Annotated in this window: 16 protein-coding genes and 1 tRNA gene; 12 read left to right on the plus strand and 5 right to left on the minus strand. The window is 72.6% G+C overall.

The annotated features are described in order from the left end of the window. Nucleotides 1–711 precede the first annotated feature (711 nt). The 10 genes from ACFYY2_RS27625 (at nt 712) to ACFYY2_RS27670 (ending at nt 17,318) form a co-directional block, all read left to right on the plus strand. Nucleotides 712–3,159: a sodium-translocating pyrophosphatase gene (locus ACFYY2_RS27625; protein ID WP_388747890.1), complete on the plus strand. Its 2,448-nt coding sequence runs from the start codon at nt 712–714 to the stop codon at nt 3,157–3,159. A gap of 281 nt (nt 3,160–3,440) precedes the next feature. After that, entirely contained in the window at nt 3,441–4,073 is a 633-nt protein-coding gene (locus ACFYY2_RS27630) for a small secreted protein (protein ID WP_388747892.1), read from the plus strand. Nucleotides 4,074–4,371: 298 nt separating this feature from the next. Next, nucleotides 4,372–5,895: a methyltransferase gene (locus tag ACFYY2_RS27635; protein WP_388747894.1), complete on the plus strand. Its 1,524-nt coding sequence runs from the start codon at nt 4,372–4,374 to the stop codon at nt 5,893–5,895. Nucleotides 5,896–6,347: 452 nt separating this feature from the next. Further along, nucleotides 6,348–6,545, plus strand: coding sequence for a hypothetical protein (locus ACFYY2_RS27640; protein ID WP_388747896.1), 198 nt, complete (start codon nt 6,348–6,350; stop codon nt 6,543–6,545). Between the two features lie 279 nt (nt 6,546–6,824). Continuing rightward, a complete protein-coding gene (gene topA, locus ACFYY2_RS27645; RefSeq protein WP_388747898.1) occupies nt 6,825–9,692 on the plus strand; it encodes a type I DNA topoisomerase in 2,868 nt (955 codons plus the stop codon). A gap of 147 nt (nt 9,693–9,839) precedes the next feature. Continuing rightward, entirely contained in the window at nt 9,840–12,941 is a 3,102-nt protein-coding gene (gene tmk, locus ACFYY2_RS27650) for a dTMP kinase (RefSeq protein WP_388747900.1), read from the plus strand. Nucleotides 12,942–13,158: 217 nt separating this feature from the next. Continuing rightward, nucleotides 13,159–14,364, plus strand: a complete 1,206-nt coding sequence (locus ACFYY2_RS27655) for a DNA polymerase III subunit delta' (protein ID WP_388747902.1) — start codon at nt 13,159–13,161, stop codon at nt 14,362–14,364. Between the two features lie 178 nt (nt 14,365–14,542). Then, nucleotides 14,543–16,072 carry an alpha/beta hydrolase gene (locus tag ACFYY2_RS27660; protein WP_388747904.1) on the plus strand — a complete coding sequence of 510 codons (1,530 nt, stop codon included), beginning with the start codon at nt 14,543–14,545 and terminating at the stop codon, nt 16,070–16,072. Nucleotides 16,073–16,170: 98 nt separating this feature from the next. Further along, nucleotides 16,171–16,244 (plus strand) — tRNA-Thr (locus ACFYY2_RS27665). Nucleotides 16,245–16,418: 174 nt separating this feature from the next. Continuing rightward, nucleotides 16,419–17,318, plus strand: a complete 900-nt coding sequence (locus tag ACFYY2_RS27670; RefSeq protein ID WP_388748062.1) for a sulfurtransferase — start codon at nt 16,419–16,421, stop codon at nt 17,316–17,318. Nucleotides 17,319–17,449: 131 nt separating this feature from the next. Here the strand turns inward: ACFYY2_RS27670 and ACFYY2_RS27675 are convergent, their stop codons facing one another. Both ACFYY2_RS27675 and ACFYY2_RS27680 read right to left on the minus strand, forming a co-directional pair. After that, on the minus strand, nt 17,450–19,912 hold the full coding sequence (locus ACFYY2_RS27675; protein WP_388747906.1) for an FtsX-like permease family protein: 2,463 nt from the start codon (nt 19,910–19,912) through the stop codon (nt 17,450–17,452). Next, complete coding sequence (locus tag ACFYY2_RS27680; RefSeq protein ID WP_388747908.1) at nt 19,906–20,658, minus strand: ABC transporter ATP-binding protein; 753 nt, start codon at nt 20,656–20,658, stop codon at nt 19,906–19,908. Before ACFYY2_RS27680 ends, ACFYY2_RS27675 begins: the two co-directional genes overlap by 7 nt. Nucleotides 20,659–20,792: 134 nt before the next feature. Between ACFYY2_RS27680 and ACFYY2_RS27685 the strand changes: the two genes are divergently transcribed. Together ACFYY2_RS27685 and ACFYY2_RS27690 are read left to right on the plus strand one after the other, a co-directional pair. Further along, nucleotides 20,793–22,082 (plus strand): sensor histidine kinase, encoded by a 1,290-nt coding sequence (locus ACFYY2_RS27685; protein WP_388747910.1) that lies wholly within the window; start codon nt 20,793–20,795, stop codon nt 22,080–22,082. Between the two features lie 7 nt (nt 22,083–22,089). After that, entirely contained in the window at nt 22,090–22,734 is a 645-nt protein-coding gene (locus ACFYY2_RS27690) for a LuxR C-terminal-related transcriptional regulator (RefSeq protein WP_388747912.1), read from the plus strand. Between the two features lie 23 nt (nt 22,735–22,757). Here ACFYY2_RS27690 and ACFYY2_RS27695 read toward each other — a convergent pair whose 3' ends face one another. The 3 genes from ACFYY2_RS27695 to ACFYY2_RS27705 all read right to left on the minus strand — a co-directional run bounded on the left by ACFYY2_RS27695 (nt 22,758) and on the right by ACFYY2_RS27705 (nt 26,486). Continuing rightward, nucleotides 22,758–23,438, minus strand: coding sequence for a phosphotransferase (locus ACFYY2_RS27695; RefSeq protein WP_388747914.1), 681 nt, complete (start codon nt 23,436–23,438; stop codon nt 22,758–22,760). Between the two features lie 36 nt (nt 23,439–23,474). After that, nucleotides 23,475–24,530, minus strand: a complete 1,056-nt coding sequence (locus ACFYY2_RS27700) for a DUF2804 domain-containing protein (protein ID WP_388747916.1) — start codon at nt 24,528–24,530, stop codon at nt 23,475–23,477. 249 nt (nt 24,531–24,779) lie between these two features. After that, on the minus strand, nt 24,780–26,486 hold the full coding sequence (locus ACFYY2_RS27705; RefSeq protein WP_388747918.1) for a bifunctional 3'-5' exonuclease/DNA polymerase: 1,707 nt from the start codon (nt 26,484–26,486) through the stop codon (nt 24,780–24,782). Between the last annotated feature and the right edge of the window lie 132 nt (nt 26,487–26,618).

Here is a 26,618-nt window from a genome sequence, read left to right on the forward strand (position 1 = left end):
TGCCTTCTCAGCCGAGCGGCCCCTTCAGCCGAGCGGCCCCTCCAGTCGAATGGTCTCTTGAGCTGAACGGCCTCTTCAGCTGAACGGTCTCGAACCGGCCGAGGGGGCTTGACCTGGTGGTGTTGTCTGCCCGCTCTCTTTCCTCGCGCGTGCGTTCTTCGCCCGCGCCGGAAGCGCAGCCGAGGCGGCATTCCCCTGCACCCGCCCCTCCTGATCGAAGCCTGGCCGACCTCGGCCGCCTCCCAGCCACACCTTGCGAAGGCCCCCGCCCCACCGCGCCACCGCGCCCCGCCCCCCCGAGGCCTGTAGCGCTGGCGGCCACCGGGATCGTGCTGCCGCTCTCGCCTGTGCAGGCGCCTGGTTGCCTGGTCCGTCCGCTCCGTGAGTCCGGCCCGCCCCTGCATGGTGGTCGAGGACCGTGTGACGTGACCTCGGATCGTGCGACGCCACACCTCCCGGCTTTCGGACGTCATGCTTGCGCTTGAACCAACCCCTCTGAGCAGGGGAATTCTCTGCTTTCTTGATCGGTGATCTCCGGAAATTCCGGGGCGTCACGCCCCAGTCCCATTACTGCATTCGGGTTCTTTTCCGGAGGAGATCATTTGTCATTGGGTGGACGAAAGTCGATTTCATTGACCACCCACTGTTTTGATCAGCCTCAGCTCCCTACAATCCGTCCACGTCTTGAGCGCTGAGCGTCAAGGAGGACGTATGGCGGAGTTCTTCAACACCCCAATGGCAGAACTGACGCACGTTTCCGTACCTTCCGGCCGGCCCACCTCACTCGCAGCAGCGGTGCTGACCCAGGACAACCGGCTGATCGTCGTGGTCATCGCGGTGGTGGCCCTCGCCGCGCTGGTCGTCGCCCAGCTGCTCGTACGCCAGGTCCTGGCGGCCGGTGAGGGCACCGAGCGCATGAAAGAGATCGCGGCGGCCGTCCAGGAGGGCGCCAACGCCTATCTCGCCCGGCAACTGCGAACCGTCGGTGTCTTCGCCATCGTCGTGTTCTTCCTGCTCATGCTGCTTCCGGCCGACAACTGGTCACAGCGTGTGGGGCGCTCACTGTTCTTCCTGGTGGGTGCGCTCTTTTCGGCGGCCACCGGTTACATCGGCATGCGGCTCGCCGTCCGCAGCAATGTGCGCGTGGCAGCCGCCGCGCGTGAGGCGACTCCCGCCGAAGGCGAACCGGACAAAGATCTGAACGCCGTCTCGCACAAGGCGATGAAGATCGCTTTCCGTACGGGCGGTGTGGTCGGAATGATCACGGTGGGTCTCGGCCTGCTCGGCGCGTCATGCGTGGTCCTCGTGTACGCCGCAGACGCGCCCAAGGTGCTGGAGGGCTTCGGTCTCGGTGCCGCGCTGATCGCGATGTTCATGAGGGTCGGGGGCGGGATCTTCACCAAGGCCGCCGACGTCGGCGCCGACCTCGTGGGCAAGGTGGAGCAGGGCATCCCCGAGGACGATCCGCGCAACGCCGCCACCATCGCCGACAACGTGGGCGACAACGTCGGGGACTGCGCGGGTATGGCGGCCGATCTGTTCGAGTCGTACGCGGTCACGCTCGTCGCCGCGCTCATCCTGGGCAAGGCGGCCTTTGGGGACGCGGGGCTCGCCTTTCCGCTGATCGTTCCGGCGATCGGTGTGATCACCGCGATGGTCGGGATCTTCGCCGTGGCCCCCAGGCGGGCGGACCGCAGTGGGATGAGCGCCATCAACCGCGGGTTCTTCGTCTCCGCCGTGATCTCCCTGGCCCTGGTGGCCGTGGCGGTCTTCGTCTACCTGCCGTCCTCGTACGCGGGCCTCGACGGGGTGACCGACACCGACATCACCTCGCACGGCGGTGACCCGCGTGTCTTCGCCCTCGTCGCGGTGGCCATCGGGATCGTGCTCGCCGCCCTGATCCAGCAGCTGACCGGCTACTTCACCGAGACCAGCCGGCGCCCTGTCCGGGACATCGGGAAATCCTCGCTGACCGGCCCGGCGACCGTCGTCCTGGCCGGCATCTCCATCGGCCTGGAGTCCGCCGTCTACACGGCGCTCCTGATCGGACTCGGGGTGTACGGGGCGTTCCTGCTCGGAGGCACGTCGATCATGCTGGCGCTCTTCGCGGTGGCCCTGGCCGGCACGGGTCTGCTCACCACCGTGGGCGTCATCGTCGCGATGGACACCTTCGGCCCGGTCTCGGACAACGCCCAGGGCATCGTCGAGATGTCGGGAGACGTCACGGGCGCGGGTGCCCAGGTCCTGACCGACCTCGACGCGGTGGGCAACACGACCAAGGCGATCACCAAGGGCATCGCCATCGCCACGGCCGTCCTGGCAGCGGCGGCGCTCTTCGGTTCCTACCGGGACGCCATCGCGACAGCGGTCGACGACGCGGGCGCAGGGGCCGGTGAGCTGGGGCTGAGTCTGGACATCTCGCAGCCGAACAACCTGGTGGGCCTGATCCTCGGGGCGGCGGTCGTCTTCCTCTTCTCCGGGTTGGCGATCAACGCGGTCTCCCGTTCGGCGGGAGCGGTGGTCTACGAGGTGCGGCGGCAGTTCCGTGAACACCCGGGAATCATGAACTTCACGGAGAAGCCGGAGTACGGCCGGGTGGTCGACATCTGCACCAAGGACGCGCTCCGTGAACTGGCCACGCCCGGTCTCCTCGCCGTCCTGGCCCCCATCGCGGTGGGGTTCACCCTGGGCGTGGGCGCTCTCGGGTCGTACCTCGCGGGGGCGATCGCCACGGGCACGCTCATGGCGGTCTTCCTCGCCAACTCCGGTGGCGCCTGGGACAACGCGAAGAAGCTCGTGGAGGACGGCCACCACGGCGGCAAGGGCAGCGAGGCCCACGCGGCGACGGTCATCGGGGACACGGTCGGCGACCCTTTCAAGGACACGGCGGGCCCGGCCATCAACCCGCTTCTCAAGGTGATGAACCTCGTCGCACTGCTCATCGCCCCGGCGGTGGTGCAGTTCAGTTACGGCGACGACGCGAGCCCGTGGATCCGGGCGCTCGTGGCCGTCATCGCGCTCGCCGTGATCGTCGGCGCGGTCTACGTCTCCAAGCGGCGGGGCATCACTGTGGGAGACGACGACGCACCCGGTGGAGACGGCGGGGGTGGCGGTGGGGAGGGACCGGCCAAATCCACCGATCCCGCTGCCGTTTCATGAGAATCGGGCGTCGCGGCGGGAGGCATTCCTGAGTGACGCCAGTTCAGTGGTGCGGCGGGCGATGCGAACTGACGTGTCGTCCGCCGTCGCCGTATGCGACGTGTGTTGTCGGCCCGGAGTGGATACAGGCGCATGTCCGACTCGGTGGGTGAGTTGTATCTCCCTCATTTCCCTTGGTGCAAATGGCTTCAAAAGAATACATATCGGATGCCCGGCGCCTGAATGTTGCCCACTTGGCGTGTAAGTTCCGGGGCCGAGAGCCTTGGAAGGGATCCATACCGGTGAACAAGAAGCTTGCAGTCGCACTGTCCGGCAGTGCGGTACTCGTGCTGGCACTGTCGGGTTGCAGCGACGACAGCGACAACAAGGTGAATGACTGGGCGAAGAAGGTCTGCGACCAGGTTCAGCCGCAGCTCCAGAAGATCGCCAACGCCAATGCGGCGATCCAGCAGCAGACGGCCGACAACAGCAAGCCCGTCGACGTCCAGAAGACGGACTCGGCCGCCTTCCAGCAGATCTCGCAGGCGTACAAGGCGCTCGGTTCAGCGGTTGAGTCGGCGGGCGCACCGCCCGTGGACGGTGGCGAGACCACGCAGAAGGAGGCCGTGAAGGAGCTCAACGCCTCCTCCGTGGCCTACGCGAACCTGAAGACGAAGGTCGACGCGCTCGACACGAAGGACCAGGCGAAGTTCGCCGACGGTCTCAAGGGCATCGCCGACGAGCTGAACAAGATCAGCACCAACGGTGACCAGGCGTTGAGGAAGCTGCAGTCCGGCGAGGTCGGTTCCGCGATGGCGAAGCAGAAGGGCTGCCAGAAGCCGACGGCCTCCGCCCCGCCCGCCTCGGCGCCGTCCGCTCCCGCGACGAAGCCCGCGTCGCCTTCGGCCTCGGCCTCGGCCACCAAGAAGGCCTGATCGCGAGGGGCTGACCGCGGAGGGCTGACCACGAGGGCAGTAGACCGTCTCGTCGGCGGTCGGCGGTCGGCGGTCGGCGGTCGGCGGTCGGCACCGGCGACCTGCTGCGACCAGTTGCGGGCCGCTGTGACCTGCGGCGGTTCCGGTCCGCCGTGGCATTCGACGGCAGAAACGGCCGCCCCGCCCCGCGCCTGACCCGCTCCCCGCCTGACTCGGAGGAAGCCCGCGCGACGTCCCGGTGGCCATTCATGGCCACCGGGCCGCTGCCGTTGTCGGCGGGAGCGGACACAATGGGCGGGTGAGTAAGACCAGCCTCCCCGCATCCGACCGCGCTCCCCGGCTCCGCGAAGCCCTGATCGCCGCCTCGTTCACCGCCGACGGCCTCCTCGAACAGCTCGGTGCGCCCGCGTACGCCGCGCTGGCGCGCAGTGAGACCGTCCCCGCGCTCCGGGCGACCCGTGACGACTCGCCGCTCGACACGCTGGTGCGGCTGTTCCTCCTGCAGCATTCCGTCCCGGCCGCCGCGGCAGCCGCCGCCCTGCCCCTGGAGGAGTGCGTCGAGGACGGCTGGGTGGTCCGCGAGGGCGACCAGGTCAGGGCGACGGTCGACGTACGCCCCTACGGCGGCCCCGAGGCCCAGGACTGGTTCATCGTCTCCGACCTGGGCTGCGCGGTCGGTGGGGCCGGGGGCATCGGCTCGCGTGAGGAAGGCGTCGTCCTGGGCGTCGGTGGTGCGTCCACCACGCTCGCCGGCATCACCGTCCGCAGGCCCGTGGCCTCCGCCCTCGACCTCGGCACGGGCTCCGGCATCCAGGCGCTGCACGCCGCCCAGCACGCCATCCGGGTCACCGCCACGGACGTCAACCCGCGCGCGCTGGACTTCACCCGTCTCACGCTCGCCCTGTCCGGTGCGGCCCCGGCCGAGTTGCTGGAGGGCTCCCTCTTCGAGCCGGTGGGCACGCAGACGTACGACCTGATCGTGTCCAATCCTCCGTTCGTCATCTCGCCCGGAGCCCGGCTGACGTACCGCGACGGGGGCATGGGCGGTGACGACCTGTGCAGCACGCTCGTGCGGCAGGCCGGGGACCGGCTGAACGAGGACGGTTACGCGCAGTTCCTCGCCAACTGGCAGCACGTGGACGGCGAGGAGTGGCAGGACCGGGTCCGTTCCTGGGTACCGGCGGGCTGCGATGCCTGGATCGTGCAGCGTGATGTCCAGGACGTCACGCAGTACGCCGAACTGTGGCTGCGCGACAGCGGCGATCACCGCACCGACCCCGCCGTGTACGCCCAGCGTTACGAGTCCTGGCTGGACGAGTTCGAGGCGCGTGGCACCAAGGCCGTGGGCTTCGGCTGGATCACGCTCCGCAAATCCGCGTCGGCGGCCGCCGGACATCCTTCCGTCGTGGTCGAGGAGTGGCCGCACGCGGTGGAGCAGCCCCTCGGGCCGGCCGTCGAGGCGCATTTCGCGCGGCAGGACTATCTCCGTGAGCACGACGACGCGGCGCTGCTCGCCGCGCACTTCACGCTGTCCGAGGAAGTCGTCCAGGAGCAGGTCGGGATGCCGGGAGCCGAGGACCCGGAGCATGTGGTGCTGCGTCAGAACCGCGGGATGCGGCGGGCGACCAAGGTCGATGCGGTGGGTGCCGGATTCGCCGGGGTCTGCGACGGCTCTCTGCCCGCCGGCCGGATCCTCGACGCCATCGCCCAGTTGATGGCCGAGGACCCGGTCCTGCTGCGTGACCGCACGCCGCAGGCGATCCGGCTCCTGGTCGAGGAGGGCTTCCTCGAACCTGTCCATGACGGCGCTCCGCTGCGCTGACCCGGACGCCGGCACCCTGTTTGCCGGGGGTGACCGCCGGGTTCCGCTGCGCTGATCCGGATGCCGTCGCTCCTGCTTGCCGGGGGTATCCGCCGGGTTCCGCTTCCGCACGCCCTGCCCCGCCCCGCCCCGCCCCGCCCCGCACGCCCGCCCCGCATGCCGGTAGGCCGGATGCCCGTACATCTCGACGCCCGTACGTACGCGCGGCATGCCGCACGCCCGGTCGGCGGGTCGGTAGGCCTGCCGGCCCGCACCGCCCCGCAGGTCCGCCCGTGCGGCCGGCACGCTCGGCGCTCCGGGATCCCGTTCAGACGGTTCCCCGGTGCGCTGCACGCCGTTCATGCGTGGTTCGTGCCGGTGACGCCCCGGGGTGGCAGCGTCCCCTCTGCCGGGGCGCCCGTGAGACTCGTCCGTGCGCCGGCAGCCGAGGGACGAACGTGAGGGGTACGGACATGGAGAGCACCGCAGCGTTCTTCGCCGGTACGGCCTTCGCCCTGTTCGGCACCGCCCTCCTCGTCTGGACGGGGGCGCGCACCATCCAGCGCGCGCCGGTGGCGCTCGGTGTGAGCCCCGTCGCCTCCACCGCACTCGCCACGCTCTTCGGCGTACTCTTCCTCGTCCTCGGCGTGTGGTGCTTCACCCGCATCTGATCCACTTCGCCGACCGGTCCGGCCCACCGCCGGACATCCGCCGGGCGCTCTTCCCGGCCGTGGCCCGAAAGCCCCGGGCGACGGCACCGCGATGAGCGGACCGGGCGGTCCGGGCGGCAGGAATGGCGGAAGTCGGGTTACCGTTCGAGTGGCCGTTGCGGGCTTTTGCCGTTTGACACGGGGGCGGGTTGTACCGTCACACTCCGCAGCGACAGCACCGCCGGCAGCGCAGAGCGCTGCCCGGATGCCCACGAGTGCCGACCGGAGAGAAGAGCGAAGTTGTCCCCGACCAGCGAGACCGCAGGCCGCCGACTCGTCATTGTCGAGTCGCCTGCCAAGGCGAAGACGATCAAGGGCTATCTCGGCCCCGGATACGTCGTCGAGGCGAGCGTCGGGCACATCCGCGACCTGCCGAACGGCGCCGCAGAGGTGCCGGACGAGTACACCGGTGAGGTCCGCCGCCTCGGCGTGGACGTCGAAAACGACTTCCAGCCGATCTACGTCGTCAATGCCGACAAGAAGGCCCAGGTCAGGAAGCTCAAGCAGCTCCTCGCCGAGTCCGACGAACTTTTCCTCGCCACCGATGAGGACCGCGAGGGCGAAGCCATCGCGTGGCACCTGCAGGAAGTCCTCAGGCCCAAGGTCCCGGTCCACCGGATGGTCTTCCACGAGATCACCAAGGACGCGATCCGGGCGGCCGTCGCCAATCCCCGCGAGCTCAACCAGCGGATGGTCGACGCCCAGGAGACCCGCCGAATCCTCGACCGCCTCTACGGCTACGAGGTCTCGCCGGTCCTGTGGAAGAAGGTCATGCCGAAGCTGTCGGCGGGCCGCGTCCAGTCCGTCGCCACCCGTCTCGTCGTCGAGCGGGAGCGCGAGCGCATCGCCTTCCGCTCCGCCGAGTACTGGGACCTGACAGGCACCTTCGCCACCGGCCGCACCGGTGACGCGTCCGACCCCTCGACACTCGTCGCCCGCCTCAGCGCGGTCGACGGGCGCCGTATCGCCCAGGGCCGCGACTTCGGCGCCGACGGGCAGCTCAAGCAGGGCTCCGCCCAGACGCTGCACCTGGACGAGGCGAACGCCCGCGCCCTGGCCGCGGCGCTCGCCGACAGCTCGTTCGCGGTCCGCTCGGTCGAGTCGAAGCCGTACCGCCGCTCGCCGTACGCGCCCTTCCGCACCACGACCCTCCAGCAGGAGGCGAGCCGGAAGCTGGGCTTCGGGGCCAAGGCCACGATGCAGGTGGCGCAGAAGCTGTACGAGAACGGCTTCATCACCTACATGCGTACGGACTCCACGACCCTCTCGGACACCGCGATCTCCGCGGCCCGGGCGCAGGTCACGCAGCTGTACGGGGCGAACTACCTCCCGGACAAGCCGCGCACCTACGCGGGCAAGGTCAAGAACGCGCAGGAGGCGCACGAGGCGATCCGTCCCTCGGGCGACCGCTTCCGCACGCCGGCCGAGACGGGTCTCACCGGAGACCAGTTCCGGCTCTACGAGCTGATCTGGAAGCGGACCGTCGCCTCCCAGATGAAGGACGCGGTCGGCAACTCCGTCACCGTCAAGATCGCGGGCCGGGCGAGCGACGGCCGTGAGGCCGAGTTCTCCGCGTCCGGCAAGACGATCACCTTCCACGGCTTCATGAAGGCGTACGTCGAAGGCGCGGACGACCCGAACGCCGAGCTGGACGACCGTGAGCGCCGTCTGCCGCAGGTCGCCGAGGGCGACGCCCTGACGGCGGACGAGGTCTCGGTCGACGGGCACGCCACCAAGCCGCCGGCCCGGTACACCGAAGCCTCGCTGGTCAAGGAGCTCGAAGAGCGCGAGATCGGCCGCCCGTCGACCTACGCCTCGATCATCGGGACCATCCTGGACCGCGGCTACGTCTTCAAGAAGGGCACGGCTCTGGTGCCGTCGTTCCTCTCGTTCGCCGTGGTCAACCTGCTGGAGAAGCACTTCGGCCGGCTCGTGGACTACGACTTCACCGCGCGCATGGAGGACGACCTCGACCGCATCGCGCGGGGCGAGGCCCAGTCCGTGCCGTGGCTGCGGCGCTTCTACTTCGGAGCCGGTGACGACACGGCCGGTGCCGGGGCGGCGTCCGACGCGGGCAACGGCGACGGGGACCACCTCGGGGGTCTGAAGGAACTCGTCACGGATCTCGGCGCGATCGACGCCCGCGAGATCTCCTCGTTCCCCGTCGGCAACGACATCAAGCTCCGTGTCGGCCGCTACGGGCCGTACATCGAGCGCGGCGAGAAGGACTCCGAGGGCCACCAGCGCGCCGACGTGCCCGAGGACCTGGCACCCGACGAGCTGTCCGTGGAGCTCGCGGAGGAGCTGCTGGCCAAGCCGAGCGGCGACTTCGAGCTCGGCGCGGACCCGGTCAGCGGCAACCAGATCATCGCGAAGGACGGCCGTTACGGGCCGTACGTCACCGAGGTGCTGCCCGAGGGCACCCCGAAGACCGGGAAGAACGCGGTGAAGCCGCGGACCGCCTCGCTCTTCAAGACGATGTCGCTCGATACGGTGACGCTGGCCGACGCGCTCAAGCTGATGTCGCTGCCCCGCGTCGTCGGTGAGGACGCCGAGGGCGTCGAGATCACCGCGCAGAACGGCCGCTACGGCCCGTACCTGAAGAAGGGCACGGACTCGCGCTCGCTGACGTCCGAGGACCAGCTCTTCGACATCACCCTCGACGAGGCCCTCGCGATCTACGCCCAGCCGAAGCAGCGCGGGCGGGCCGCCGCCAAGCCGCCGCTGAAGGAGCTGGGCACGGACCCGGTGAGCGGTGCTCCGGTCGTCGTGAAGGACGGCCGCTTCGGCGCGTACGTCACGGACGGCGAGACGAACGCGACGCTGCGGACCGACGACAGCGTCGAGGACATCACGCCGGAGCGCGGCTACGAGCTGCTGGCCGAGAAGCGGGCCAAGGGGCCCGCGAAGAAGAAGACGGCGAAGAAGGCCCCGGCGAAGAAGGCGACCGCCAAGAAGGCCACCACGGCCAAGAAGACGACCGCCACGAAGACGACCGCCACGAAGACGACGGCGGCGAAGAAGACGACCGCGGCCAAGAAGGCGCCCGCGAAGCGGGCGACCGCCTCGGCGCAGAAGGCGGCTCCGGCCTCGCAGGACGAGAGCTGACCTTTCGGCCACGGGCCGTGCACGAATGCCGGAGGGGCTGGGACGACCGGCCCCTCCGGCATTCGTGTGTGCGGTGACCGGCACACTCGCGGGCATATGTTCGGACCGGGCCCCCGGCGACCGCACCGCTGCCGATAGGCTGGGCGGATGACGCGAGCCGAGCAGCCACCGGTCGTGAGCCCCACCTCCGACACACTTGCCGCAGACTCACGCGAGCGCGCCGTACGAGCCCTGTTGCGCGTTCCCCCGCTCAGGCGGTTGTGGAGCGCCCAGGCCGTCGGCAGTATCGGCGATTCACTCGCCCTTCTCGTGCTCGTTGTGCTGTCGCTGCAGGCGGCGGTGGTCGAGGGCTCCTTCGGGGCCGGATACCGCGGGGCGGCCTTCGCCGTCGCCGCTGTGTTCGGCGCCCGGATTGTTTCCACCGTGCTCTTCGGAGCCGTACTCCTGGGGCCGCTGACGGCACTGACCTCGCCCGGCGGTCCCGTCGACCGCCGCTGGCTGATGATCGGGGCGGACGCGTTCCGGCTCGCCCTCCTGGTCGTTGCGCCCCTCTGGATCGACTGGATGCCGGACAAGGCACTCCTGATGATCCTCATCACCGTGTTCCTGACCGGTGCGGGTGAGCGGCTGTGGGCGGTGGCCAAGGAGAGCGCGGCCCCCGCGCTGCTTCCGGCCCCGCCGCCGGAGGGCGCCGCCGTGCGGCCGCTGCCCGACCACCTCGACGCGCTGCGCAGGCTGTCCCTGCGCACGAATTTCCTCGCCGTCCCGGCGGCCGCGGCGGTCCTCGTCGTCGCCTCGCTGATCGGTGAACTGCTGGGGACCGGCCTGGACTGGTTCTCCTTCCACCAGGCGGCCCTCGGTTCGTACGTCGCGGCGGGGCTGTTCTCCGCCTCGATCTCGACCCTGTACTTCCTGCACTTCCCGGGCACGCAGACGCCCCGGCCCCGGTCCCCGCTGGAGGGTCTGCGCCGTCCTGCCGCCGAATCGGGTTCGGACAAGGGACGCACCGGCAGCATCCCGCTGGTCGTCGCCGCGTCCGCCGCGGTCGCCGGGGCCATCTCGGCCGCCGCGTCCGTGTCCGTCCTGCACGCCGCGGACCTCGACGGCGGACCCGTCACCTTCGCGCTGCTGATCCTGGTCCTGACCGGTGGTACCGCGCTCGGTATCCGCAGCGCGCGGAAGGTGCTGCCCGCCCTGTCGCGACGCAGGCTGCTGGCGCTGGCCACCGCGGTCACGGGCGTGGCCCTCCTCGCCCTCGGCCTGGTGCCGGACACGGCGACCGGGATCCTGATCGCGCTCGCCGCCGGTTACGCCGCCGGTGTCGCCGCCCACGTCGGGCACGCGGTCATCGACCAGGAGACGGAGGCCTTCCGCCAGGCCAGGAACACCGAACACCTCCAGGCCGTCGTCCGGGTGCTGGTCGCGCTCGGCGCGGTGGGAGGCCCGCTGCTGGCCGCCGCCATCGGGCGCCACCGTCTGGGATCGGGCGACTTCGTCTTCGCGCACGGCGGAGCGGCGTTCGCGCTCATGCTCATCGGCGCGCTGCTGCTGCCCGTCGCGGTGATCGTCCTCGCCAAGACCGACGACCGGGCCGGGGTGCCGCTCCGCCGCGACCTGCGCGAGGCGCTGCGCGGCGGTGACCCGGCCGTCTCGCCCGCCGCCCACGGCTTCTTCCTCGTCCTCGAGGGGGGCGACGGGGCCGGCAAGTCCACCCAGGTGGAGGCGCTCGCCGACTGGATCCGGGCCAAGGGTCACGAGGTCGTCGTGACGCGCGAGCCGGGAGCCACCCCGATCGGCAAGCGCCTGCGCTCGATCCTGCTCGACGTGTCGTCGGCCGGACTGTCGAACCGGGCCGAGGCCCTGCTGTACGCCGCCGACCGCGCGGAGCACGTCGACTCCGTCGTCCGCCCGGCGCTGGAGCGCGGCGCGATCGTCATCTCCGACCGCTACATCGACTCGTCGGTCGCCTACCAGGGCGCCGGACGGGACCTCGCCCCGACCGAGATCGCCCGTATCTCGCGCTGGGCGACGAGCGGACTCGTACCGCATCTCACGGTGCTCCTGGACGTCGACCCGCAGACCGCGAGGGAACGGTTCACCGAGGCCCCCGACCGGCTGGAGTCCGAGCCGGCCGAGTTCCACGAGCGGGTGCGGTCCGGATTCCTGACCCTCGCCGCCGCCGACCCGGCCCGCTACCTGGTGGTGGACGCCGGGCAGGAGCCGGAGGCGATCACCACGGTCGTGCGCCACCGGCTCGACCGGCTCCTGCCGCTCTCCGAGGCCGAGATCAGGGCGCAGGAGGAGGCGCGCAGGGCGGCCGAGGAGGAGGCCCGGCGCAAGGCCGAGGAAGAGGCGGCCCGCAAGGCCGAGGAGGAGCGGCTGGAGCGCGAGCGGGAGGCCCAGCTCGCCAGGCTCCGCGCCGAGGAGGAGGAGCGCAGGCGCCGCGAGGAGGAAGAGGCCCGGCAGCGCGAGGCCGAACGCCAGGCGGAGGAGGCCCGGCAGCGCGCCGAGGAGGCCCGTCGCCGTGCGGAGGAGGAGCGGGCCCGGATCGAGGCGGAGGAGAGGGTGCGCGACGCCGAGCAGGAGCGGCTGCGCCTGCAGGCCCAGGAGGAGGCGCGGCTCCGCAAGGAGGCCGAGGAGCTTCGCCTGGAGAAGCAGCGCAGGGCCGAGGAAGCGCTCATCCGCTCCGAGGAGGCGCGTCGCCGTGCCGAGGACGAGGCCGCCGCACGGGCGGAGGAGGCCGCTGCCGCCGCCGCGAAGCGTTCCCGCGAGGAGGGGCGGTCCGGACCGGGTTCCTCCGTACCGGACAACGAGCTCACGGTGCCGACCCCGGTCGTGAACCCGAACGAGATCACCCAGCCGGTGCCGGTGGCACGGCCCGACGGTCCGTCGCGCGACGCGGACGAGACCACGGTCCTGCCGTCCGTGCGGGATGCGGAGGAGACCGCTGTCCTGCCGCCTGTGCGGGGCGAGAGGCCGTCGGACCGGGTGCCTCCGGGCGTCTTCCGTGACGAGCCCCGCGCCCGGCCGGCCGAGAGCGAGAACGAGCGCACCCGCGAGCTTCCCCAGGTCCCCGACGACGCGCGGGAGGGCCGGGCGGCGCAGGGCGGTTCCGCCCAGCGGAAGCGGCCGAAGCCCGACTGGGCCGAGGAGACGCCGCTCGACGATCTGCCGTCGCTGGCCGACGAACTGCTCGGCGGGCACGACGACGACGAGCGCGGCTCCGGCGGCCGTCCGCCACGTCGCTGACGGTCCGGAACCGGGCCCGTCGTACCGCCGGTCACCGGCGCTGCGGCGGGCCCGGCGGCTTTCCGGGGGGCTCGGGCGGCTCTCGGGCGGCCCTTTTTCTGGTGCGTGAGGGGTCCGGGCGGCGGAAGCGCCGGGACTGTCGGACCCTTCCCGCACAATGGGAGGCCGACGGGAAAGACGGCTTTCCCCGCCACATGCCATCGGAAGGGCGGTGACCATGACCGTATGGGACGACCTGGTCGGACAGGACCGGGTGCAGGAGCAGCTCGGTGCCGCCGCCCGGGACGCCGATGCACTGGTCACCGCGCAGTCCGGGGGCGGGGCGGTGCCGTCCGGCTCGAAGATGACCCATGCCTGGCTGTTCACCGGCCCGCCCGGATCCGGCCGGTCCACGGCGGCCCGGGCCTTCGCCGCCGCGCTCCAGTGCACCAGCCCCGACCGGGCACTGGGGGGAGCGCCGGGCTGCGGATTCTGCGACGGCTGCCACACCGCGCTGATCGGGACGCACGCGGACGTGGAGGTGATCCGCACGGATCTGCTCTCCATCGGCGTGAAGGAGACCCGTGAGCTGGTCCGCCGTGCCCAGCTGTCGCCGGCCGTGGGCCGCTGGCAGGTCATCGTCATGGAGGACGCCGACCGCCTGACGGAGGGCGCGGGGAACGTCCTGCTGAAGGCGGTGGAGGAACCCGCCCCCCGCACCGTGTGGCTGCTCTGCGCGCCGTCCCTCGAGGACGTGCTGCCCACGATCCGCTCCCGCTGCCGTCATCTGACACTGCGTACGCCGCCGGTGGACGCCGTCGCGGACGTGCTGATCAGGCGGGACGGCATCGACCCCGAACGGGCCGCTTCCGCCGCCCGCGTCACGCAGGGGCACATCGGCCGGGCCCGGCGCCTGGCCACGGACGAGCGGGCGCGGGCCCGCCGTGCGGCCGTGCTGAAGCTCCCGCTGCGCGTCCATGACGTCGGCGGCTGCCTCAAGGCGGCCCAGGAGCTGATCGACACGGCCACGGAGGACGCCAAGCAGGTCGCGGAGGAGGTCGACGTCAAGGAGACCGAGGACCTCAGGGCGGCGCTCGGCGGTGTCGCCGGAGGGCGTATGCCTCGCGGCACCGCGGGGGCGATGAAGGAGCTGGAGGACAAGCAGAAGCGCCGCAGGACGCGTACGCAGCGCGACAGCCTGGACCTCGCGCTCAGCGACATCACCGGCTTCTACCGCGATGTGCTGGCGCTTCAGCTGGGTTCCCGAACGGCCCTGGCGAACACGGACGTGCGGGAGGCGCTCGACCGGATCGCCGAGTCGTCCACGCCCGAGCGCACCCTGCGGCGGATCGAGGCCGTGATCGCCTGCCGCCGGGCCCTCGACCGTAACGTCGCCCCGCTTCTCGCCGTCGAGGCGATGGCCGTGGCGCTGCGGGCGGGCTGACCCGGCTGACCCGGCGGTCCCGCAGGCCGGCCCGGTGCCCGCGCAGGACGGGCGCGGTATGGGCGCGAGGTGTCCGCGAGGTGGCCTGACTGCTCGTCAAGACAGCTTCGGGATGAGCGAATTCACCCGTATGAGCTGGAAATCGATCGAGTCGTCACCCTGCCGCTACGCTCCTGGAATGGACACCAGGCGCCTGCTCCGTACGTTCGCCACCGCGCTCGGCACTGCCGGCGTGCTCGTCTCCGGTTGCAGCAGCGGCGGTTCGGCGCCGAGTGCCTCGGCGGCGGGTTCGGCCGCGACCAAGGAGCTCAAGCCGTACTACGCGCAGAAGCTGCGCTGGCGGGACTGCGGCGTGGAGGGCTTCCAGTGCGCCACGATGAAGGCCCCGCTGGACTACGGGAAGCCGGACGACGGGGACGTCAGGCTCGCCGTGTCCCGCAAGAAGGCCACCGGACCGGGCAAGCGGATCGGATCGCTCCTGGTGAACCCGGGCGGCCCGGGCGGCTCCGCCGTCGGATACCTCCAGGGGTACGCGGCCATCGGCTATCCCGCCCCCGTCCGCGCGCGGTACGACATGGTGGCCGTCGACCCGCGCGGAGTGGCCCGCAGCGAGCCCGTCGAATGCCTCACCGGCAAGGAGATGGACGCCTATACGCAGGTGGACCAGACCCCCGACGACCAGGGGGAGGTCAACCGGCTGAACCAGGCGTTCAAGAAGTTCGCCGAGGGCTGCGAGAAGCGCTCCGGCACGATCCTCCCGCACGTCTCGACGGTCGAGACGGCCCGCGACATGGACATCCTGCGCGCGCTGCTCGGTGACGAGAAGCTGCACTACGTCGGCGCCTCGTACGGCACCTTCCTCGGTGCGACCTACGCCGATCTGTTCCCCGCCCGGGTGGGCCGGCTGGTCCTGGACGGGGCGATGGACCCGTCGCTTCCCGCGGTGGAGATCAACCGGGACCAGACAGCGGGCTTCGAGACGGCCTTCCAGTCGTTCGCAGCGGACTGTGTGAAGCAGTCGGACTGTCCGCTCGGCACCACGTCCACGGCGGACGCGGCGACCGCGCTGAAGAAGCTCTTCGCCGATCTGGACGCCGAGCCGGTGCCGACCGGTGAGACCCGGAAGCTGAGCGAGTCGCTGGCGACGACCGGGGTGATCGCCGCGATGTACGACGAGGCCGCCTGGCCCCAGCTGCGGGAGGCCGTCGCCGGTGCGAAGCGCGGTGACGGGTCCGGCCTGCTCGCCCTCGCCGACAGCTACTACGAGCGGGAGCCGAGCGGTGAGTACGCCAACCTGATGTTCGCCAACGCCGCCGTCAACTGCCTCGACCTGGCGCCCGCCTTCTCGGGCCCCGAAGAGGTGGAGAAAGCGGTCCCGGCCTTCGAGAAGGCGTCCCCCGTCTTCGGCAGGGGCTTCGCCTGGGCCGCGCTGAACTGCGACGCCTGGCCAGTCGACCCCACCGGAACCCCGCACCGCACCGTGGCCGAGGGGGCGGCCCCGATCGTGGTGGTCGGCACCACCCGGGACCCCGCCACCCCGTACAAGTGGGCGAAGGCCCTCGCGGCCCAGCTGTCCTCCGGCGTCCTTCTCACCTACGAGGGCGACGGGCACACCGCGTACGGCCGTGGCAGCGACTGCATCGACACGGCGGTCAACAGGTACCTGCTGGACGGCACTCCCCCCAAGAACGGAAAGAAGTGCTCCTGACCTGCACTTATGTCCTCGGGGGCGGGCGGTACGGAGCACCCCCGGAAACTGTGTAGACTTGGCGTCGCTGCTGATCGCACCATGGTGCGACAGGGCGTGCCGCCTTAGCTCAGTTGGCCAGAGCAACGCACTCGTAATGCGTAGGTCTCGGGTTCGAATCCCGAAGGCGGCCCTGCCGAAGCCCCAGGACTCACTCGCCGTGACCTGGGGCTTCTGCTTTTCCCGGAGCAGTGGATCGGGATGCCGGCCAGGCGCGGGCGCGGACGTGCCTCTCGACGCGGACCCGTTTCGCAGCGAGAGGCACGTCCGCACCCACCGCCGCGCAGGCGCCGACGAGAGGGAGAACATGGCCGGGCACGCGGGGACGGCACCCGAGGCGGGCGCGCTGCCCGGCCCGCTCGTCGGGGTGGAGTGGCTCGTCGAGCGTCTGGCTCTCCCCTGGATGGTGGTCCTCGACGCGTCCGTGGGTGCGCACCGTGCCACCGGGCGGTGCGTCCCGGGGGCCCTGCGCTTCGACATCGACGGCGCGATGTCCGACCATGCCGTGCCGTTGCCGCACACGATGCCCGGAGCGGAGCAGTTCACCGCCGGGATGCGGGCCCTCGGCGTCGACGGCGGGGACACCGTGGTCGTCTACGACACCGCGGGGATCTACTCGGCCGCACGCGCCTGGTGGATGCTCAGGGCGATGGGCTTCGACCGGGTCGCGGTGCTCGACGGCGGCCTGCCCGCCTGGGAGGCCGCCGGGCTCCCGGTGGAGGACCGGGAGCCCGGGACCGCGAAGCTCGGGACCGCGGAGCGGGCCGGTGACTTCACCGCCCGCCCCCGCCTCGGGATGTTCGCCGGCGCCGAGGATGTCGCCGAGGCCCTGGGCGACGCCCGCTCGGCGGTGCTCGACGCGAGGTCCCGTGAGCGGTACGCGGGTTCGGCCCCGGAACCCAGGCCCGGCCTGCGCGGCGGCCATATGCCAGGGTCGGTGAACCTGCCGTTCGGCGAGATCCAGCGTGACGGCCTGATGCTGCCCGCCGACGAACTCCGCGCGGCGTTCGCGGCGTCGGCGGGGAGCCGGGGGCGGCTCGTCGTCAGCTGCGGATCGGGCGTCACCGCGTGTGTCCTGGCGCTCGGGGCCGAACTGGCGGGCTACCGCGAGGTGTCCGTGTACGACGGCTCGTGGGGCGAGTGGGGTCTGCCGTCGGACCGCCCGGTCGTGACGGGCCGGGTTCCCGCCGGCGACGACGGAGCCTGACCCCGGCCGAGCGGATCGGCGTCGCTCCGGCCGCCCGCGCCTCCGGGCCCCTTACGGAGGCCGCCCGGTCCGTACGTGCCCACGGTGGCCCGCAACCCCGGCTGTCCGCCCCGTGGTCGCCCCCGCCCGGCTCACTCGCGGGTGCCCGCGGACTCCACCGGCCGTGTGCGCATCGCCGCGAGGGCCGGCAGTACGGCGGAGACGACGGCCAGTGCGGCGCAGGCCGCCACTACCACGCCGACCGGAATCCACGGCACCACCACCGGGGAGTCCACGGCGAGGAGTGCCAGGGCCGTCCGTACGCCCAGCAGGTCGATCCCCGCCACGGCCGCGCCCAGCACTGCCCCCACCGCCACCACCAGCAGCGCCTCGACGGCCACCAGCCGGAGCACCTGGGGCTTCGTGGCTCCGGTGAGGCGCAGCACCGCGAAGTCACGGACCCGGTCGGACGTGGCCATGACCATCGTGTTCGCCAGCGCGATCCCGCTGTACAGCAGGGCGATTCCCAGGATGAGCAGCAGGCCCGCCCGGGTGTTTCCCCCGGCGGAGGGGTGGTGCGCCGCCACCCATGCCTCGCCCGTCAGTACCGGGGTGCCCGTGTCCCGTCCCGCCTCCTCCAGCAGGGTGCGTACGGCCGAACGGTCGGCGCCCGCACGGAGCCTGACGTCGACTCGGTCGACGGCGGCACCCGAGGCGTTGGCGGGTGTCACGTACACGCCGTTGCTCCCGGTGCCGACACGCATCACTGCCGCGATCCGGAGCGACACCTTGCGACCGTCGCCGAGCCAGACGCCGACGCGTCGCCCCACGGTCCGTGCCTCCCACTCCTCGTTGACGACGATGGAGCCGTCGTCGAGGTCGGCGAGCCGGCCCGACACGAGGGGGAGCCGGACCGTCGCCGCCAGGGCGGCCGGCTCAGCCGCCCTGGCCTCGGAGGAGATGAGCGCGGTGCCCTCCTCCAGGACGGTGACCCCCGTCGAGCGGGTCGCGCTCGTCACGGCGCCGGGCAGGTGCCGTACGCGCTCCACGAAGCGGGGGTCCAGAGGGCCGTCCCCGCCCGCCGTGAAGTCCGCGCCCGACAGGGCCGCCGAGGCCTCGGACGCCTTGCCCTCGTTGATGGTGGCCACGGTGCCCAGCAGCGAGGCGGCCAGCGCGACGGTGATCAGGACCGGTGCGGCGACCGCGGCGGTGCGGCGGACGCCGGTGGACGCGTTCTGCCGGGCCAGCAGCCCGGTCGCCCCGGGCAGCCGGGCGGGCAGCCAGGTGATCAGGCGTGTGAGCGGGCGGGACGCCAACGGCGCGAGCAGCGCGACACCGACGATGATCCACAGGGGCTGCAGGATGTACGTCTTCCGCTTCAGCAGGTCGCCGGGGTCGGTGAGCAGGGACCAGCCCAGCAGTCCGAGCCCGGTCAGCAGGACGGCGGAGCCCGCCAGCAGACGGCTCAGGGGCATGCTGCCCTCGTCCACGGAGGCCTCCCGCAACGCCTCGGCGGGCCGGATCCGTCCTGCCCGGTGCGAGGAGACGGCGACCCCGGCGAGTGCGACGACCAGACCGGTCCAGAAGGCGGTGTGCAGAGGCCAGGCCGTGTCACCGATCGCGAACCAGGCCGGTGCGAGCCCCTCGCCGACCAGCCGGGCCGCCAACCGTGGGGCGGCCGCCTCGCCCAGCACACAACCGGCCGCCGAGGCCAGGACGCCGACCACGAGCGCCTCGCCCACGACCGCGCGCCGGACCTGGCCCGGTGTGGCGCCGGCCGTGCGGAGCAACCCGAACTCCCTCCGGCGCTGGGCGACCGCGAAGGAGAAGGTGGAGGCGACGACGAAGACGGACACGAAACCGGTGATGCCGGCCGCGGTCCCGAGGAGTGCGTTGACCGCCGTCAGCGCCTCGTCGTCCCGGTCCGGGTCGGGATCGGCCCGGCGCCGCTCGTCCCCGGTGAGGACGCTCATCCCCGGGACCGCGCGGGTCAGCGCCCGTACGGCGGCCGGGGCGGCATGCACGGCCACCGCGTCGACCGCCGGGTGGATGCGGGTGGCCTCCGCGTCGGTGAAGAACACGGCCGACTCGAAGCCCGCGTCCGCGACGGTGCCGACGACGGTCCGGATCCCGTCACCGCCGGGTGTGCCGACGCGGACGCTGTCGCCGGTCCGGGCGCCCGCGCCCCCTGTGACGACGACTTCACCGGGCCCGGCGGGAGCGCGGCCGGAGGTGACGCGGTAGGGGGTGGCGGACGCGATGGACCAGGGATGGCCGACGGCCCGTCTCCCGGCCAGTTCCACGGGGAACGTACGGTCCCGGGCCGTGCGGCCCAGCCGGGCGAGGCCGGCGGCCAGACTCTCCGGCACCGGGCGGGGGTCCGTGAGGCGGGCCGTTCGCTCCCCGGCGGGAGTGGCGACCCTCAGGGTGTCCGAGGGCGCCACGACCACCGGTGTCCCGGCGAAGCGTTCCGGAGCACGCTCGGGCGCGCCGAACGTCGCTGCCAGGGTCTGCCCGGTCATGGCGATCAGCCCGACGCCCAGCGTGAGCGCGACGAAGGAGCCGATGAAGGTGACCCAGCGGGTCCGCATCGAACGCAGTGCGGCGCTCAGCACGGGACCACCGCCAGGGAGGTCATGCGCGCGGCGATCCGTTCCGCCCCCGGGGCGTGGAGCTCGTCGCGTACCGCTCCGTCGGCCAGGAAGACCACCCGGTCCGCGCAGGAGGCGGCCACCGGGTCGTGCGTCACCATGATCACCGTCTGGCCGTCGTCGGCCATCGACCGCAGCAGTTCCAGGACGCCCCGGCCCGTACGGGAGTCGAGCGCGCCGGTCGGCTCGTCGCCGAACAGGACCTCGGGCCGGGTCACCAGGGCGCGGGCCAGGGCGACGCGTTGCTGCTGTCCGCCGGACAGCTCGGCCGGCCGGTGCCGGGCCCGGGAGCCGAGGCCGACCCGCTCCAGCACCTCGCGCACCTCCGAGCGCCGGGGCCCGCGGCCCGCCAGCCGCAGGGGGAGGGCCACGTTCTGCTCGGCGGTGAGCGCGGGCAGCAGGTTGAAGGCCTGGAAGACGAAGCCGATCCGCTCGCGGCGCAGCAGCGTCAGCCTCCGCTCGCTCAGTTCCGTCAGGTCCGTGTCCCCGAGGAACACCCGGCCCGACGTGGGCCGGTCGAGGCCCGCGGTGCACTGGAGCAGGGTCGACTTCCCCGAACCGGACGGGCCCATGATCGCGGTGAAGGAGCCCCGGGGGACGGTGAGGCTGACCCCGTCCAAGGCCGTCACCGCGTCCCCGGCCCTCCCGAAGGACCGGGTGACGGTGTCGAGCCGGACGGCCGGCGGAGCTGCGGCATGTCGCTGATTCATGGTGGAGAGCCAACCGGCCCCGGGCGGCGGGCACATCGCAGCGAGGGGGAGTCGTCATGGTGGAGCAGGCTCCACCATGGGGCCCCCGCCGGCAGGGTGGTGGCGGGTGTCCCGCACTGTCTACCGTGCGGTCCATGAGCTCCCTCACCCTCCGGCGTGCCCTTGTCCGGCGTCGCTACCTGCTCGGCGGCTGGCCGTGGCGCGCGGCGCTGTACCTGCTGAGCAGCGTTCCGGCCGGACTGGTGCTCCTTGTGTCCGTCGTGCTGCTGGCCGCGACGGGCGCCGCCCTGACGCCCGTGCTCGTGGGCCTGCCGCTCCTGCTGATGCTGGCCCTCATCGGTGTACCGGTCGCCGCCGTGGAGCGGCGCAGGCTGCGGCTGGTCGATCCCGTGCGCCTCGGCGACCCGCACAGGGCCCCGGAACGCGCCGGGCTCGCCGCCTGGCTGCTCACCCGGCTGCGGGAGCCCGCCACCTGGCGGGAGTTCGGGTACGCCCTGCTGTTCGCCGGAGTCCTGTGGCCCCTGGAGGCGTTGCTCATCGGTGGCGTGCTGGCCGTCTGCGGCGGGCTGTCGGCGACGCCGCTCGTCATGGCCGCCGTCACCGGGGGCGAGGAGGTGCGCGTGCTGAAGCTGTACGTGGCCGACTCCTATCCGCAGGCGTTCGCCGTCGCCCTGCTCGGGGTGGCACTGCTGCCGTTGCTCGCGTATCCGCTCGGCTGGGCGGCCGTCGCGCGTGCGGCGCTCACCCGGGCGCTGCTGGGGTCGGAGCCCGGCGGACTCGACGCCCGTATCGAGGAGTTGGGGCGGTCCCGGATGCGGCTGGTCGACGCCTTCGAGGCCGAGCGGCGCCGGATCGAACGCGATCTGCACGACGGGGCGCAGCAGCGGCTGGTCGCCCTCTCGATGACGCTCGGCCTCGCCAGGCTGGAGAGCCCGGCCGAACCGCTCGGCGGTCTGCTCGCCAAGGCCCACGACGAGGCGGGGGCGGCGCTGGTGGAGATCAGGGAACTCATCCGTGGCATCCACCCCCGGGTCCTCACCGACCGGGGTCTGGCCGCCGCGGTCGAGGACGTCGCCGACCGCTCGGCCGTGCCCGTCGACGTGGACCTCCACCTGCCGCGGCGACTGCCGCAACCGGTGGAGACGGCCGTGTACTTCGCGGTCTGCGAGGCCCTGGCCAACGTGGCCAGGCACAGCGGGGCGACCCGGGCCCGGGTGACCGGCCGGGCGGACGGCGGACGGCTGACCGTCGAGGTGCGGGACGACGGGAACGGCGGAGCCGCGACCGGCGGTGGCACCGGGCTCCAGGGGGTCGCCGACCGCCTCTCCGTGCTCGGCGGGCGCCTGCTACTGTCCAGCCCGCCCGGGGGGCCGACCGTGCTGCGGCTCGACGTGCCCCGGGTCCCCGCCGACCCGGCCGAATGAGGATTCCATGCTGCGCATCGTGCTGGCCGAGGACAGCGTGCTCCTGCGGGAGGGGCTCGTGGGGCTGCTGGAGAGGTTCGGCCATCAGGTGGTCGCGGGCGTGGGCAGTGCCGGGGAACTCACCGCCGCCGTCGCCGAACACGTCCCGGACGTCGTGGTCACCGACGTACGGATGCCGCCCGGCTTCTCCGACGAGGGGCTCAGGGCGGCCGTCGCCCTGCGTGAGGCCCGGCCCCGGCTGCCGGTTCTGGTGCTCAGCCAGTACGTCCAGCGGGCCTACGCCGAAGAGCTCCTCGACTCCTGCGACGGTGTGGGCGTGGGCTATCTCCTCAAGGAACGCGTGGGCAGGGTCGAGGAGTTCGTCGACGCGCTCCAGCGGGTGTCCGAGGGCGGAACGGTCGTCGACCCCGAGGTGGTCCGCCAGCTCCTCAGACGCCGCCGCGACCCGCTGGAGCGCCTCACCGCACGTGAGCGGGAGGTGCTCGCCCTGATGGCGGAGGGGCGGTCGAACGCTTCGGTCGCCGAGGCGCTGACGGTCAGCGAGGGCACGGTCAGCAAGCACTTCGGGTCGATCCTCGCCAAGCTCGACCTCTCCCTCACCGACGCGACGAACCGCCGTGTCCTGGCGGTCCTCGCCTACCTGCGGGAATGACCCGCGCGGTCCGGCACGGCGGGTCAGCCGGCGAGCGTGGCGACCAGCGCCGCCGCTTCGCCCAGCACCGTCCGCTCATGCGCGGTGAGCCGGGGGTCCCGTCCGCGCAGGGCCGTCGCCCGCGCGAGCGCCCGGTCCGGTACGCCGCCGTCGCCGTCGAGCCGCCGCACCAGCGCTTCGAGGAGGTCGCGGACGGGTGCGCCGGCGGCGAACGACGGGTCCAGCGCCACCTGGGCCAGGATCAGACAGGACATGGCACGGTCCAGGGCGGGAGGCCCTTCGGCCGTCGTCAGCCAGTCGATCACCCGGGGACCGTCCGGGGCCAGGATCACGTTCTCGGGGTGCAGGTCCAGGTGCAGGATCCTGTCCCCGGGGTCGAGGGACAGCCGGGGCGGGATCGCGTGCAGTTCGCGCAGGAGCCGTGCCAGCAGTCCGGCCCCCTCCGCCGGGGTCGTCGCCCCCGCCAGCATGGACTCGGCCAGGGTCGGCCCGGTCAGCCGCTGGAGCACCAGGTCCGTCGGAAGGGAACCCTCGCGCGGCGGGCCGAGGCGCGGGACCGGGAAGCCCGACGCCGAGAGGTAGGACATCACGGCCAGCTCGCCCGCGGCGTCGATGCCGTCGCGGTAGCGGCGCAGGACCCAGGAGCCGTCGAGTGCGTACACGTCGGCGGTGCGTCCCGAGCCCAGGAGTGGGCCTATGTGCATGCGGGAAACCTACCCGCGCCGCCCCGCGCGGGGGAGTCACCAGCGCATGTGGACATCCTCGGCCCAGCCCAGGAGCTCCCGCACGGCGATGTCCTCGCCGTCGTCGGTCCGGATCCTCCCGGTGTAGTGGCCGAAGCGCTGGTCGGTGCGGTTGGCGATCAGGCCGGCGTCCGTGTGCACGGACCGGTTGTGGAACGGGACGAACGTCAGGTCCACCTGGCCGGACGAGGGCGTACGGATCGTCCAGGGAGCCAGCGGGTCGGAGATCGACCACCGCCAGTCCAGTTCCTCGCCGATCTTGGTGAGCCGGCCGTCGACGCAGAGGGCGTTCTCGGTGGAGCCGGTGCCCTTCGTCCAACGGCCGCCGAACTGGAGGCCGACCGTGTGCCCGTCAGCCAGGCCTGACGCGGCGGCCCAGTTCCAGTCGACCGTGCGCGGCCAGCGCCCGCGGCCGTGGTCCAGGACGGCCCAGGTGTCGTCGTGGGCCCCGCCGAAGACGAGGAGGTCCCTGCCGACGCGGACCCTCCCGGCGGCGGGGAGCGCCGTGTGCTTGGAGGTGTACTGGAAGCGCTGCCCGCTCCACGGGACGACGACCGAGAGCGACTCGTGCCCCTCCGGCCGCGCGACCAGGATGTCGACCTCCAGCGGCAGGCGTTCCGGCGTCAGGCAGCGGGCCCGCAGGCGGGTTCCGGCGTTCTCGTCGCGGATCTCGACCCGCACCTTGCCGCCCGTCGGCCGGGCGGGCCCGACCACCACGTCCCGGGAGCCGGGGGATCCGGCGATGGTGTCGGGCAGGCTGACGCCCCGTGCGGCGGGGACGATCGCGGAGCACTCGAACTCCCGCCCCCCGGGTCCGAACTCCAGGACGTAGACGCTGTTCAGCGCCAGGAAGTCGAGATCGCTGACGGTCAGCGCGACCAGGTGCGTGGGCGTCGTCACGCACCAGTGCTCCCACCGCTTCGTCCGGCCCCAGCCCCGCAGATTGGCGCGGTGCAGGGGCTTCCTGGACCAGCCCACCGCCGCCGGGTTCAGGCTGCCGTCGGGCAGGCACAGGTCGACGGGCTCGGTGATCTCGTGCTCGTGCGTCGCCATGGCCGGAGCCTATAGCGGTGCCCGGGCCCGTTCCCGTACGGACGGGGCGTGCCGAGCGCGGTCCGCGGGGCCCCGCGCGATGCGGGGAACAGGGCACGGGGAACCGGCCGGGAGGGTGCTGCCGACGCCCGCGGACCGTCCGGCCTGGGCCTCCCGCCGCGTCGGGGGCGCGGCAGCGTCCGGCGGAGGTCCCCGCCGGTGCGCGCGCCCGCGGCTGCGGGCGCGACCTGACCGGCACCGAGGCCAGGACTACTTGGCGTCCGAGTAGCGTCCGACGACCGCCGTGGTGAACGGGAATCTGACCGGCGTCTCACCGAACGCCACCCGCCCCGCCAGCTCCCCCGCCCCGCGGATCGCCTCCACCACCGCGGGGGCCTCCTCCTCCGGGCAGTGCACGATCACCTCGTCGTGCTGGAAGAACACCAGCTCGGCCCGCATCCCCTGCCCGGCCAGCGTCCGCCGCAAGGCGGCCAGCAGCAGGAGCGCCCAGTCCGCCGCGCTTCCCTGGACCACGAAGTTGCGGGTGAAGCGGCCCCGGGCGCGGGCGTTCGGCGAGGCGTAGCCCGGGGTGACGCCGTATCCGTCGGAGCTCTCTCCGGCGGGTGGCTCCTCGCTCTCCTGCGGGATGCCGGCTTCCCCGTCCTCGCCCGCTCCGGCGGCGGGCGGGCTCGTGCGGCCCAGCCAGGTGCGGACGAGCCGTCCCTCCTCGCCGGCCTTCGCCGCGTCGTCGACGTACGCCACTGCGTGCGGGAACCGTCGCCGCAGCGCCGCCAGGTTCTTCAGGCCGTCGCCGGAGGTCTGTCCGTACACGGCGCCGAGCAGGGCGATCTTGGCGTGGTCGCGGTCGCCGTGGAACGCCCGGTCGGACAGGGTCTTGTAGAGGTCGGCGTCGTGGCCCGCCACCTCCATGAGCCCCCGGTCGCGGGAGATCGCCGCCAGCACGCGCGGCTCCATCTGGTCGGCGTCCGCCACGACCAGCCGCCAGCCCTCGTCCGCGACGACGGCCTGGCGTATCACCTTGGGGATCTGCAGGGCGCCGCCGCCGTTGGTGGTCCAGCGGCCGCTGACCGTGCCCCCGGGCTGGTACTCGGGCCGGAAGCGCCCCTCGCGCACCCAGTCCTGGAGCCAGCTCCAGCCGTGGGCCGTCCAGACGCGGTACAGCTTCTTGTAGCGGATCAGCGGTTCCACCGCGGGATGGTCGAGCCCTTCCAGCTCCCAGCGCCGGGTCGACCGCACCTTGATCCCCGCTCCGGCGAAGGCCTTCACCACGTCCGCCGGGAGGTCGGGGCGCACCCGTCTGCCGAACGCCGCGGAGACCTCGTCCGCGGCCTCCGCCAGCCTGCGGGGCTCGCCCCCGCCCGCGTAACGCTCGCCGAGCAGGTCGTTCAGCACCTCGCGGTGCACGTCGGCCCGCCAGGGGAGGCCGGACCGGTTCATCTCGGCGGCGACCAGCATGCCCGCCGACTCGGCCGCCGTGAGCAGCCGCATCCTGTCCGGGTGTTCGGCCGCCTCGTGGCGGCGCAGCTGCTCGGCGTAGACCTCCAGCAGTGCCTCGAAGGGCAGGTCGGCGCCGGAGCGGGGCTCGAAGAGGGAGGACTGCGAACCCGGCTCGGCCGAGCGGGGCGGCGGATCGGGCGGCACCGGGGCGTTGCGCAGCCGGGCCCAGGCCGCCGGGGCTGAGCGGGGCTCGCCGAGTCTCCCCTCGTGGCCGAGCAGCAGCAGTTCGGCGGCCTCGATGTCGTAGCACCGGTCCACCCGGACACCCGCGGCGAGCAGCCGGGGGTAGACCGCCGCGGTCGAGCGCCAGACCCAGCGGGTCACCCCGGGGCGGGAGCGGACCGACTCCGCGAGGTCGGGCTCGGCCAGGACGGGCCCCGCGGGCAGGCCGTCGCGCGTCAGCGGCACGACGAGTGCGCCGCCCCCCTCCACGACGGCCAGAGCCCAACGTTCGGTCATGGGCCGAGTCTTGCACTCGCCACTGACAGCGCCCCCGGGCTCGCCGGGCCGCCCGGTGACCGGAACCGCCACGCCCTGGCGTCCCCCACGCCAGGCGGCGCCCCCGGCTCGGCGGGCGGGCGCGCCGGACTG

The sequence above is a fragment of the Streptomyces sp. NPDC001822 genome, assembly GCF_042892135.1.
GTDB lineage: Bacteria > Actinomycetota > Actinomycetes > Streptomycetales > Streptomycetaceae > Streptomyces.

Excerpts from the sequence above, each read along its gene's own strand:
- ACFYY2_RS27625 (WP_388747890.1), top strand. The coding sequence starts at position 712 with ATGGCGGAGTTCTTCAACACCCCAATGGCAGAACTGACGCACGTTTCC.
- ACFYY2_RS27640 (WP_388747896.1), top strand. The coding sequence starts at position 6,348 with ATGGAGAGCACCGCAGCGTTCTTCGCCGGTACGGCCTTCGCCCTGTTC.
- tmk (WP_388747900.1), top strand. The coding sequence starts at position 9,840 with ATGACGCGAGCCGAGCAGCCACCGGTCGTGAGCCCCACCTCCGACACA.
- ACFYY2_RS27655 (WP_388747902.1), top strand. The coding sequence starts at position 13,159 with ATGACCGTATGGGACGACCTGGTCGGACAGGACCGGGTGCAGGAGCAG.
- ACFYY2_RS27660 (WP_388747904.1), top strand. The coding sequence starts at position 14,543 with ATGGACACCAGGCGCCTGCTCCGTACGTTCGCCACCGCGCTCGGCACT.
- ACFYY2_RS27670 (WP_388748062.1), top strand. The coding sequence starts at position 16,419 with ATGGCCGGGCACGCGGGGACGGCACCCGAGGCGGGCGCGCTGCCCGGC.
- ACFYY2_RS27680 (WP_388747908.1), bottom strand. The coding sequence starts at position 20,658 with ATGAATCAGCGACATGCCGCAGCTCCGCCGGCCGTCCGGCTCGACACC.
- ACFYY2_RS27685 (WP_388747910.1), top strand. The coding sequence starts at position 20,793 with ATGAGCTCCCTCACCCTCCGGCGTGCCCTTGTCCGGCGTCGCTACCTG.
- ACFYY2_RS27690 (WP_388747912.1), top strand. The coding sequence starts at position 22,090 with ATGCTGCGCATCGTGCTGGCCGAGGACAGCGTGCTCCTGCGGGAGGGG.
- ACFYY2_RS27695 (WP_388747914.1), bottom strand. The coding sequence starts at position 23,438 with ATGCACATAGGCCCACTCCTGGGCTCGGGACGCACCGCCGACGTGTAC.
- ACFYY2_RS27700 (WP_388747916.1), bottom strand. The coding sequence starts at position 24,530 with ATGGCGACGCACGAGCACGAGATCACCGAGCCCGTCGACCTGTGCCTG.
- ACFYY2_RS27705 (WP_388747918.1), bottom strand. The coding sequence starts at position 26,486 with ATGACCGAACGTTGGGCTCTGGCCGTCGTGGAGGGGGGCGGCGCACTC.